This window comes from Paraburkholderia sp. XV (genome assembly GCF_020177535.1).
In the GTDB taxonomy this organism is placed as follows: Bacteria; Pseudomonadota; Gammaproteobacteria; order Burkholderiales; family Burkholderiaceae; genus Paraburkholderia; species Paraburkholderia caribensis.
This window is the reverse complement of record NZ_JAGUUD010000017.1, coordinates 91,685-103,027: the sequence shown is the minus strand read 5'-3', so window position 1 is coordinate 103,027 and position 11,343 is coordinate 91,685. Positions and strand designations below refer to the sequence as shown.

General features: G+C 60.8%; 9 protein-coding genes and 3 pseudogenes. 6 read left to right on the top strand and 6 right to left on the bottom strand.

The features are described 5' to 3' along the window. Window positions 1-488: AraC family transcriptional regulator (locus tag KFO72_RS12065; protein ID WP_225032204.1), on the top strand; the 488-nt coding region annotated here is incomplete at its 5' end. A gap of 133 nt (window positions 489-621) precedes the next feature. Here the strand turns inward: KFO72_RS12065 and KFO72_RS12060 are convergent. The 5 genes and pseudogenes from KFO72_RS12060 to KFO72_RS12040 all read right to left on the bottom strand — a co-directional run bounded on the left by KFO72_RS12060 (window position 622) and on the right by KFO72_RS12040 (window position 5,434). Next, window positions 622-879, bottom strand: coding sequence for an ATP-binding protein (locus KFO72_RS12060; RefSeq protein WP_318248444.1), 258 nt, complete (start codon window positions 877-879; stop codon window positions 622-624). Next, window positions 876-1,250, bottom strand: a pseudogene (locus KFO72_RS12055) (IS21 family transposase); the annotation flags it as partial. The pseudogene KFO72_RS12055 and the gene KFO72_RS12060, both read right to left, overlap by 4 nt. 286 nt (window positions 1,251-1,536) lie before the next feature. Then, complete coding sequence (locus KFO72_RS12050; protein ID WP_225032203.1) at window positions 1,537-3,006, bottom strand: NAD-dependent succinate-semialdehyde dehydrogenase; 1,470 nt, start codon at window positions 3,004-3,006, stop codon at window positions 1,537-1,539. Between the two features lie 87 nt (window positions 3,007-3,093). Beyond that, the gene (locus tag KFO72_RS12045; RefSeq protein WP_225032202.1) at window positions 3,094-4,248 is read right to left on the bottom strand and encodes an alkene reductase; all 1,155 of its coding nucleotides are present in this window, start codon (window positions 4,246-4,248) and stop codon (window positions 3,094-3,096) included. Window positions 4,249-4,276: 28 nt separating this feature from the next. Beyond that, on the bottom strand, window positions 4,277-5,434 hold the full coding sequence (locus KFO72_RS12040) for an iron-containing alcohol dehydrogenase (RefSeq protein WP_225032201.1): 1,158 nt from the start codon (window positions 5,432-5,434) through the stop codon (window positions 4,277-4,279). A gap of 692 nt (window positions 5,435-6,126) precedes the next feature. On the opposite strand from KFO72_RS12040, the pseudogene KFO72_RS42520 reads away from it, so the two are divergent. The 4 genes and pseudogenes from KFO72_RS42520 to KFO72_RS12020 form a co-directional block, all read left to right on the top strand. Continuing rightward, window positions 6,127-6,306 (top strand): annotated as a pseudogene (locus KFO72_RS42520) (MFS transporter); the annotation flags it as partial. A 908-nt stretch (window positions 6,307-7,214) separates the two neighbouring features. Beyond that, the gene (locus KFO72_RS12030; protein WP_412101778.1) at window positions 7,215-7,898 is read left to right on the top strand and encodes a glutathione S-transferase; all 684 of its coding nucleotides are present in this window, start codon (window positions 7,215-7,217) and stop codon (window positions 7,896-7,898) included. Window positions 7,899-8,140: 242 nt separating this feature from the next. Further along, the gene (locus KFO72_RS12025) at window positions 8,141-9,595 is read left to right on the top strand and encodes an aldehyde dehydrogenase family protein (protein WP_225032200.1); all 1,455 of its coding nucleotides are present in this window, start codon (window positions 8,141-8,143) and stop codon (window positions 9,593-9,595) included. Between the two features lie 388 nt (window positions 9,596-9,983). Then, on the top strand, window positions 9,984-10,361 hold the full coding sequence (locus KFO72_RS12020) for a hypothetical protein (protein ID WP_225032199.1): 378 nt from the start codon (window positions 9,984-9,986) through the stop codon (window positions 10,359-10,361). 463 nt (window positions 10,362-10,824) lie between these two features. On the opposite strand, the gene KFO72_RS42515 is transcribed toward KFO72_RS12020, so the two are convergent. Further along, the gene (locus KFO72_RS42515) at window positions 10,825-11,121 is read right to left on the bottom strand and encodes a DDE-type integrase/transposase/recombinase (protein WP_412101777.1); all 297 of its coding nucleotides are present in this window, start codon (window positions 11,119-11,121) and stop codon (window positions 10,825-10,827) included. Between the two features lie 26 nt (window positions 11,122-11,147). Here KFO72_RS42515 and KFO72_RS12010 point away from each other — a divergent pair. Beyond that, window positions 11,148-11,330 (top strand): annotated as a pseudogene (locus KFO72_RS12010) (IS110 family transposase); the annotation flags it as partial. Between the last annotated feature and the right edge of the window lie 13 nt (window positions 11,331-11,343).

Genomic DNA, 11,343 nt, shown 5'->3' with positions numbered 1-11,343 from the left:
TGCGATGGTGTATCGAGCGCATGAGAGAGGAATTGCGCGAGCCCCAGCCGGGTGGTGGCATTGTCGCGCAGCAGCTGGCTACGCTTGTGCTAGTGCAGGCGTTGCGGCTGCAGTTCGCAGGCGGGCGTAACGAAGCCGTCGGCTGGCTTTACGCGCTCGCGGATAAACGGATGCGCGCCGTAATCAACGCCATGCACGAGACGCCCGGCGCAAAATGGACGCTACAGACGCTGGCCGAGCGGGCTGCCATGTCGCGCACGAGTTTCGCGCTCCGCTTCAAGGAACTCGTCGGGCTCTCCCCGATGGACTATCTGACGCGTTGGCGTATGAACCTCGCCGCTGCGAGGCTGGCGCACTCGCGCGACTCGATTGCTGAAATCGGCCGTGCGCTCGGGTATGAGTCGGAAAAGTCTTTCAGCGCAGCTTTCAAACGGATCATGAAGTGCGCCCCGCGACAATACGGTCGCCGACAAGCCGACGGCGGCTAAAGCTGGCGCAATACGGCCTTCGCTCCAATTAAGAACCTGCTCACGGCCCCATGCGGACCAAACAGCAGTGCTGTGGCGCCTTTCTCAAGCCACGAATCGCCGGTCGCGAGCGCCATGACGTGCGCCTTCGAAATCATCGGCACCTGCTGAAGTCGAAGGTCGCAAGCGTCTTGGTCGGATCGAGATGCGACTCGGCACGATGTCGTTCGATGCGCCGTTTAGCTCGCTCGACCAGTTCATGTTCGAGCAGTGCGCCGATCAGCCGCGTGGCCTGCCAGCCATCCTTGCCGGAGCGCTCCGCAAACTCCAGCCACAGGCGGGCGATGGTCGGCAGGCACAGTTCCTTGAGCATCATGACAAGACGACCGGCGTCGTAAGCGCGCGTAGTCACGCTACCTCCTTGCCCAGCAGGTCGTCATAGCCGCTTGCGGGTGGCCCCTCAACATTTACGACGGAGCAAGCGGCGTGACGAGGCGCAAATTCGTCTCGCAACGCCTTCAGATCAGGCAGCTTGCCGCAACCAGCAACGGGTTCAGGCGCGCGGCCAGCAAGACCTCGACGCCATCAAGTGCGGCGAGTTCAAGTAATCCAACGATGACTTTGCACGCCTCGCGTTGAGTCAGCCTCGCCTCCACCTGCTTCCACGCCCGGCGATAGGCGTCACGCCGGAAACAGCTCGTCGCGAAACGCAAGCCCCTTGAAGGCCTGTGGCTTGCGTTTGAGGCTCTCAATGAAGTGCCGGTAATCCAATGCACGGCGTCCTGTACTGGAAACTGCGGGTCCGAATCCTGACGCTGGTCAACGCGATTTGTTCATGGACGTCATCCCTGCCACGGCCCTCGCTATTTCTGCGTGTCAAGGCGTCGTACCGCACGTGCACAAATCGTTCGGGTCGCTTCTAACGCGTCCGCCATTTTGCCTGGCTCCCCCCGAGACGTGATCCTGAAGTCAGATCCAGCTGCCGTGATAAAGCTCGTAGGGGACTCGAAGGTAATCTTGCGCGGCGCCCGTTCCTATCCTTCGGTGCGGCAAGAGAGCAGATCGATCCTCACAGGCCTCCCACACTCATGTACTTGACTTGCAGGAACTCCTCGATGCCAAGACGTGACCCTTCGCGGCCAATGCCGCTGTCCTTGACCCCGCCGAAAGGTGCTACTTCGGTCGTAATGATGCCCTCGTTGATGCCGACCATGCCGGACTCCAGCGTTCGCGCGACACGGAAAGCGCGCGCAAGATCGCGCGTATAAAAGTAAGCGGCGAGCCCAAACTCGGTCGCGTTGGCAGCAGTGATCGCGTCCTCTTCCTGCCTGAAGCGAAAGACCGCTGCCACTGGTCCAAAGGTCTCTTCATGGGCGATCAGCATGTCAGCGGTGGCGTCGACAATAACTGTCGGCTCGTAAAAAGTCCCGCCAAGCGAATGTCGCCTGCCACCGGCAAGCAAGCGGCCGCCCTTTGACAGTGCATCTTCGACATGCGCAGCGACCTTCTGAACGGCGGCCTCATTAATTAATGGCCCTTGCTGCACGCCGGCCTCGAATCCATCGCCGATCTTCAACGCCCTCACGCGCTCCGTGAAGCGCTGCACAAACGCGTCGTAAATGCCCTCCTGGACGTAGAACCTGTTTGTACAGACGCACGTCTGCCCGGAATTGCGATACTTTGCCGCGATGGCGCCATCGACCGCCTTGTCGAGATCAGCATCGTCAAAAACGATAAACGGCGCATTTCCACCCAGCTCCATCGACAGCTTCTTCATGGTCCCAGCTGACTGGGCGTAGAGTAGCTTACCGACGCGCGTTGAGCCAGTGAAGGTAAGCTTGCGGACGAGCGGATTACTGGTGAGCTCGCCGCCAATCGCGACCGCGTCGCCCGTGACGACATTGACAACACCTGCTGGAACGCCAGCCTTTTCGGCAAGTACTGCCCAGACCAGTCCGCAATAGGGCGTGAGTTCGGACGGCTTGACGACGACAGTGCAACCTGCCGCCAACGCCGGCGCAATCTTTCGCGACAGCATCGAGAAGGGGAAATTCCAAGGCGAAATGGCGGCGACAACGCCGACCGGCTCGCGGGTCACGAGGATCCGGTTATTCTTCCATGGCGATGGCACGATCTCGCCGTTGATACGGCGGGCCTCTTCCGCGAACCACTGGACATAGCTCGCCCCTAGCAGCACCTCGCCTCTGGCTTCGGCGAGCGGCTTTCCCTGCTCGAGCGTCAGCATTGAGGCCAGCAGATCGGCGTTCTCGCGTATCACCGCTGCCATGTGATGGAGCATGGCCGCCCGCTCGCTTGCCGATGTTGTCGACCAGCTCTTGAAAGCCGTGTGCGCCGCCTCGATTGCCCTCTTCGTTTCGATGGCTCCGGCCCAGGCGATGGTGCCCATGATGTCGCCCGTGGCCGGGTTCGTGACGTCGCAGGTCTTGCCGCTGTCGGCGGCGTGCCATTCGCCGCCGATCGCATTGTTCTGGCGTAGCCAGCCGTCGGCCCTGAGGTTAGCAATGGATTTGTCTGTCATCGGAATCTCCGTTAATTGCGTCGCACCGCCTGCTGATTCACATCTCGTTGGGGCGGCGCTCACAGTGAGCGCAGCCTCGACGGACGTTCAGGCTGTCTCCGATGGCTCTACATCACAAGTCTGGTGGAACGTCGGATAATCGGTGAATCCTTCCGCGCCGCCACCGTAGAGAAGCTCCGGGCGTAGCGTGTTGAGCGGCCACCCATTGGCGATCCGAGCCGGAAGGTCTGGATTGGCGATGAATGCCCGACCAAAAGCGACGAGGTCCGCGAGGCCCGCCTCAAGAAGGCGAGCGCCGCGTTCGACCGTGTATTTTCCTGCGTAGATTATCCTGCCTGAATATGCCTGCCGGACCGCTTGCCGAAAGCTCAGTGGCAGGTCCGGTGCGTTGTCCCAGTCAGCTTCGGCAATCGACAGATAAGCGACACCGGCACCTTCCAGCAGCCTGATGGCCTCGATATAGGTCGTATGTGGATCCTCTTCGACGAGGCCGATATAGACACGATCCTGATCGGTGCTCTCGAAGAGTGGTGTAAACCGTACACCGAGCCGCTCGGGGCCGACTGCCGCTGACACCGCCGAAACAATTTCGCGCAGGAAGCGCAGCCTGTTTTCCAGCGAGCCGCCATACTCGTCTTCACGACGGTTTGCGTGGGCCGAGATGAACTGGTTTACCAGATATCCATTCGCCGAGTGGATCTCGACTCCATCAAACCCGGCGCCGATCGCATTGTGCGCTGCCCGGGCATACAGTTGCACCAGTTCCTTCACTTCAGGCACTGTGAGAGCGCGGGGTGTGGGCGGCGACACCAGATGTCCAACACCAGAGCCCGTCTCAATGAACGCCTTGACCCTCTGAGGCGCGATGGCCGACGGCGCGATCGGGGCGTCACCGTTCGGTTGCAGCGCGCTGTGAGAGACGCGACCGACATGCCATAGCTGGGCAAAGATCACACCGCCAGCATCGTGGACCGCCTGTGTGATTTTGCGCCAGCCCGCAATCTGCCCCTCGCTGTAGATTCCCGGCGTCCACGCATAACCCTGGCCGCGGGGTTCTATCTGGGCGCCTTCGGCGACCATAAAGCCTGCGCTCGCCCGTTGGCGATAGTACTCGGCCATCAAATCCGTCGGGATATCGCCAGGCTGCGCCGCGCGCTGACGGGTCAGCGGGGGCAGAACAATGCGATTTGTCAGTATATGTCGGCCCAATTGCACGGACGTGAAATAGATTTGATTCTTCATGATTCGTGATGTCAGATGGACCACGCCGTCAGCCAAAGGCAGCCTGATAGATCCGAAGGGCATCTTCGAGCGTGACGGGACGTGGATTGTTGATGAGGAGACGGCCTTGCTGCATGGCTTCCCCGGCCATATCGGGCAGGCTACTTTCCGGAACGCCGATCGCCTGCAGCGTCGCCGGCAGGCCGATCGCCGGGACGAGGTCACTGAGAGCATCGATCATCGCCTCGGCACGCGTGACTTCAGATGCCGCAGCCAGATCGGGAAAGATGTCGCATGCGATAGTCGTGTAGTCGCGGCGCGCTTCCGGCAGGTTGAACCGCATGACGTGCGGCAGCATCAGGCCGGTCGAAACACCATGCGCAACATGGAAACGGCCCCCAACCGGATAGGCGAGCGCGTGCGCCGCAGCTACAGGCGAGTTCGCAAACGCCTGACCCGCGAGAAAAGAGCCCAGAAGCATGGCGCTACGCGCACCCAGATCGTCGCCATGATCGACGACACGACGGAGATTACCGCCCAGCAGACGTAGTGCCTGCCGCGCCAGACCTCCAGAGATTGGGTTGCGGTTTGGCGATATCGATGTGTAGGCCTCGATGGCATGAACCATTGCGTCGATCCCGGTAGCAGCCGACACAGCTGGCGGAAGGCCGATCGTGAGTTCGGGATCCAGGATTGCGGCATCAGGCAGCAGATGAGGTGAGATGACGCCTTTCTTTGTCTGACTGGCCACGAGGATCGCCACTGGCGTCGCCTCGGAGCCGGTGCCGGCGGTCGTCGGGACAAGTACCAGCGGCAGACGTGGCCCAGTGGCGACATTCACGCCATACACCTGGCTCAGGGTCTGACCGCTGCCGACCACCAGCGCAACCACCTTGGCAACATCCATGGCAGATCCGCCGCCGAAGCCGACGACGCCCGTTGCTGTCATGTCCCTGGCTATGTCTGCGGCGGTTTCGACATTCATGTCCGGCGGCTCCGGCAGGACGCTGTCGAAAACAGCAACCGTTGCCCCGGCCTTTTCAAGGGCTGCGATGAACGGATCAGCCAGGCGAAGGCGGGTGATGCCCGCGTCGGTGACGACGATCACCCGAGGACCAAGCAGGCTAGCAATGTGGAGCGAGGGCGTGCCCGCTATGCCCGGGCCAAACCAGATCGCTTTCGTCGCGTGGATAGTGAATGGTCGCATGGACCGTGGCTCCTCTCGTGCCGGGATGTATAAGGATTGAGGCGCCCCGCCAGGTCAAAGCTCTGGATGCAGGACTCGGACGGTGCTCACGCTTACAGGCTGGGGCGCGACCGTCGGGATCGACGACCCTGTAAGCGAGCTATCAATGTCTGGACGTTGATTGGCAGACCTTCCCTGCTCGTGCCGAACAACATGAGCACTCCTGACCGAGGGCAGTAACGTTGGGCGGCACGATCGCGCCCCGCACGTAGGTGGCGTCGACCATCGAGTCCTTGACCGTAAACGGCACGCCGTGAGGAACGCCGATCTGGTGATCTCCGCGAACCGGGGCGTCCGCCGCCTCTGTTCTTTGCCTGGATTAGATCCAGATGGGCCTTGACGTCCTCCATCCTGGAGATCCCGCGACTGCCGATGATGTAGGTGAGTCTTGTCGCATCCGAATAGATCATGTTGTGACTCATAGCTTTCTCTTTTAGGACGTAGCGTTGATTGACAGCTTCCATACCTATCGTTCGTTAGGTTAACCATACGCCGTTGCGTTTCCACTTGTCAATACTTAGGGCCACCCGTGCGTTTGCGCCTGATCAAGCGATCTTCGCACCAGGACACTATGGAAGCGGCGGTAGACGGGATGTAGGCGCGGCCCAGCAACCGTCGTAGAAAGCGAGCGTCGTTACGATCAGTTGGCCGCGGTCGGTTCCCGTGTCTTGCAGGGCGTCAGTGGCGACCTCCTCGCCCATGCGGCGCAGATGATGATCGCCCGAGCTGCGGGCAAGCACATGGCCCGCGTGGCAGGCTTTATGGCGCATCCTGTTCTACTCGCACCGGTGGCGGGTCCGGTCATCGCTGGCGTCATCCTGCAATACGCATCGTGACGCTGGCTGTTTCGGGTAAATCTGCCGGTCGGAGGTTCGCCGGTCAGATGCTCATCGCTGCCTTTTTGATCTAGGCGTGCGGCCGCGCGCCCGATGAAATGGGCTGGACGCTCGCGCCGCAGGGCGTCGGCATGATTCGCAGCGCAGAGGTAGAGAAGAACATGGCTGCGATGTTTGTACACCCCTGGGCTCGAGCGCTCTGCCATCGCCCTCCTGGACCTCCATTGACCACCGTGTCAAGCACAGAGGCGCGGGTCCCGCATTTCGCTCCGGCGAACGCCAACACCTGGGCCCCCAAAAACCAGGAATGCGTTGGTCACGACAATTCTCCTGGTTTGAACGCGATGCCAGAAGCCTCGCCTACTTTCGCCCTATCCCCTTCGCCGACAGCTGCGGCTCAAGGTGCCGAAGTCGTGAACGCCTACCGGAACTGACGCATCGCACCTTCTTTCGTTTTGAACGTCGAATAGCGGCAAACGGTCGAGTCCCGAGTCCATGAGGCGTTCTCGTGCGATATAGCGACCTAAACACCCTGCTCGCGCAATCGCCCCTTGAGCTTGGGCAACCCGCGCGAGGAACCTCAGCAAGCTCCACGGGTCTGGGGCTCGGTCCCTAAGGTTCGCGGTCCACGCGAAACAGCGAGCCCATTCGATGTGCCTCCCATTCCGACGCCCTCCGAACAGCTCGCGGCCCGCCCCGCGTGCACCCGCGCACTTAGCGCAGCGGCCATCAGCACTCTTACTCTGGCCCAATCCCGAGTCGTTCGTCATTGCGATGGTTTTGGCGAGACGAAATGACTGTTGACACTGGGAACCACAACCGTTATGGTAAACCTACCAAACGTTAGGTAGAGTAATGCAACTCCGCATCCCGCATCCCAGATACAACCACCTCGAGAGGTACACATGACATTAAACATCGTTGATCCCGCAGTTACCGAACTTCCGATCATGACGATCCACGATTTCCCGGAGGGGCCTTATCCGACACGAGTACGTATCGCGGTGGCGGAAAAGAATCTGCAATCGCGCGTCGAGTTTGTGATGGTCGACCTCTATAAGGGTGAGCACAAGAGGCCCGAGTTCATCTCGGAGAAAAACTACTCGGGAACGTTGCCGGTTCTTGAGCTGCCTGATGGGACCTGCATCGCCGAATGCACCGCGATCACCGAATATCTCGACGCGCTCGATGGCGAACCCACACTGACCGGCAAAGCACCGCTCGAAAAGGGCATGATCCACATGATGAGCAAGCGCGCGGAACTGGAATTGCTCGACGCCATTAGCGTCTATTTCCACCACGCCACGCCTGGGCTGGGGCCGGAGGTCGAGCTTTACCAGAATCCGGAATGGGGGTTTCGTCAGCGCGACAAGGCCGTCAGGGCAATGCACTACTTCAACGACATCCTGAAAAAGCAGCCCTTTGTGGCAGGAAGTGCGTTCTCGATGGCCGACATCACGGTCATTGGTGGCCTGGTCTTTGCGTCGATCGTGAAGTTGTCGGTGCCCGCAGAGTGCGAAGCCCTCCTCGCCTGGTACGCGAGAATGCGCGAACGCCCAAGCGTCAGTAGCCAGCCGGCGTTCGCCTGAAATCCCAACCCATATTGGCCTTCATTGATGGGCGACCGATCCTGTCCGCAAAAACACGTCGATCGCTGCACATGATTCCATAACTAATAGTCAGTCACAGCCTGACGACTCGGACGCAAGCGCAGTGCGGCGGGTCAGTCTGTCGTTTCGGCATCGCGCAATGAGTTGCGGTGCTCAGCTCTCACGCGGGTCTCGTTTGCACCGATACAAATCAACCACACCTTTCCACCGGAGAGTCATTCATGTCCGCATCACCACAAACAGCTCAACGCGTAAGCGTTTTCGACGGTCCGTACTATCTCAGTATCGCCGGCAAGCTCGTCGAGTCGAGACAGACCTTCGATGTCGTTAATCCGGCCACTGGCAAAGTCATGGCCCAAGCCCCGGCGGCAACCGCCGCGCAACTCGACGCCGCCATTGCTGCAGCCAAAGCCGCGTTCAAAAGCTGGTCTGCACTTGGCTACGATGGCCGGCAGGAATATCTGGACGCCTATGCTGACGCACTCGAAGCGCACCGTGACGAACTGGCACGCCTGCTCACACAGGAACAGGGCAAGCCGCTGAAGACTATGGCTGAGCCGGAGGTGGACCAGTCGATTTCATGGATTCGACAGATCGCCGAGCGACGCATCCCCGTCGAAATTGTCGAAGAAACGGACGAACATTTCGTCGAACTGCACCACACGCCGCTCGGCGTGATCGGCGCTATCACGCCATGGAATTTTCCGGTACTGCTCGCGCTCTGGAAGGTGGCGCCAGCGCTGATCACCGGCAACACCATGGTAATCAAGCCTTCGCCATTCACGCCACTGTCCACACTGCGGTTCGGGCAAATCGCCCAGTCTGTCCTGCCGCCGGGCGTGCTTTCCATCGTCTCGGGCGGAAACGAACTCGGACCTCAACTGACCAATCATCCCGACATCGCGAAGATAAGCTTCACCGGTTCGACAGAGACCGGCAGGCACGTTCTGCGCGCCGCCGCAGGTACCATCAAGCGCGTCACCCTTGAACTGGGTGGCAACGATGCCGCTATCGTACTTCCGGATGCCGACTATCGGTCAATCATCCCGCAGTTGTTCTGGGGAGCCGTTGGAAACTCGGGGCAGTGGTGCGTCGGCATCAAGCGGCTGTATGTCCATCGCTCGTTCCACGAGGACTTCGTGGACGCGTTCGTCAGTTACGCACGGCAGCAAAAACTGGGCAACGGACTCGATCATGATGTCACGGTGGGCCCCGTCCAGAACAGGATGCAGTTCGACAAATTAAAAGCGTTGCTTGACGACATTAAGGCTAACGGCCAAAGGATCGTTCTCGGTGGTGACATCGACAATAACCTGTCGGGATATTTCATTCCCGTCACCGTGGTCGACAACCCTCCCGAAAGCTCCAGGATCGTGCAGGAAGAGCAGTTCGGTCCGATTGTTCCAATCATCGCTTACGACGACGTGGAAGACGCAATTGCACGTGCGAACGAGGGCCCTTTCGGATTGGGTGGGTCGGTGTGGGGAAGCGACACGAAGGCAGCAGTTGCTGCTGCCAACCGTCTGGAGACAGGTATGGTATGGGTGAATGAAATTCACACCCAGGGCGTCGATATTCCGTTCGGAGGCCACAAGCAATCGGGCCTCGGCACAGAGCATGGCTTTGAGGGCCGGCTGCTCTTTACCAATCCGAAAACTGTGCTGATCCGGAAATAGCGTTCAGCCTGCACCCTGCCCTTCCTGCCAATCGGTTCTGGGGTGCCTCACCTTACCTGCAGGACCCAGCAGCCTCGAAGGCGAAGTGATAGTCGACGTCGTTGCCGCGCCAGCGCTGTCGTATGCGCAAGAAGTGTTCAGCGGCGAGCGCCATTACCCGATCGAATTGCCGATCGTGCCTGGCTGCGGGGCTATCGGTCGCGTGCGTTCGGTTCCGACACCACACATCTGAAAACGGGCGGCCGGGTTTTCTGCGATCCGACCGTGCGTTCACGCGACGATGCGCTCACGCCCGACGTTACATTGTGGGGCTGAGGTTCACGTGGCGACGGCGGCCTGCGGCTCGCGCGCCAATTCCACGACGGGCCGATTCGCCGCATAAATACGCGTGCCGACCGAGTACGCCATTCGCATCGGTGAAATTGATCCCACCAATGCCGCGAAATGGTGCGCGCTCAACACCATGCTGGTTCCGTGCGGCGGGCTGCTTGCATCGAATCTGCGGGCTGGCAAGCCATTGCTCGTGAGCGGCGCGACCAGCAACTTTGGCGGCGAGTGCGTCGCCGTCGCTCCCGCGACGGGTGTGCGCTGCGTGGTCGCGCCCGGCCGCAAGGAATGCGTGCTCGCGGATCTGGAAATGCGCATCGGCGAACGCATCCGTACCGTGAAGCTCACCGGCAACGAGGACGACGATCGGGAACGGATGCGTGCGGCTGCCGGAGCCCCCATCGACTGCGTAATGGATTTGCTGCCGCCCTCGCGATGACGAGGACGGTGCGCGCAGCGCTGATGTTCTTGCGCAGCGAAGTCGCTGCAGCGGGCGCACACCGGGTCTTGGACTTTTGCCTGGGTGAGCGTGCGCCATTCAGCGAGTTTCTCAGCGCGGAACGATGACTTCGCAAAGTTGAGGTTGACCCGGTCCAGCGGACAGATCTGCACTCAGAGATGAATGTGATTTAGCCTCCGTCGAGCGCTGAGCAGCGGGTTGTCCACGGACGGTAAGCGGGGCGCCTCTCTCCCCTACGACGCTGCCCGGCGGAGGGCAACCCGCGATGCGATGTCGGTCGATTATGCACGTATTCAGATTCGAGCGGCGAGCAATAACCGATGCAGCTGTGCAGGCGGCGTACGTTGTACAAGCCATTCCGGGAATGAGAACACATGTTGACGCGCCTGATAATGAGTTGCGAAGTGCTCGCGCGACAGCAACTCCGCTTCAAAAGAACGACTCACACATCGCGTTGCCATAGGCGTCGCCGGCCGTTGTCGAGCGCACGCAATATCAGTTCCGTGTACAGACGGTTCGGCATCGCCGAGCCCACGATGCGGCGGCTAAACACATCGAGCACCACAGCCAGATAGAGAAACCCCTCGCCGCTCGGAATGTGGGTGGCATCTGCCCACCCACAGCACGTTCGGCGCGTCGGCGCTAAAGTGCCGGTGCACCAGATCGGGCGCACGTCGTGCCCCCGCACGCGGCCTCGTACGTGGCCAGCGCGCCGGCTGGCACCACACGGGCCGGCCATGCGCACCAGACGCGCTACCCGCTTGCGTGCTAGTCGAGGCCGCTTGAGGCTACCGGCACCCGGCACGTGTCAGCCCCGAGATTCAGCGGCGACATGAAGGCATCCCCAAGCCCATCGTCGATCGCGCCTGGGACGCGCAGGTGCGACTGTGCCGGCGTTATCGCAAACTCGTCGCCCGCGGCAAGGAGAAGAACAGTGCGGTGGTCGCTCGTGACCTGAGAT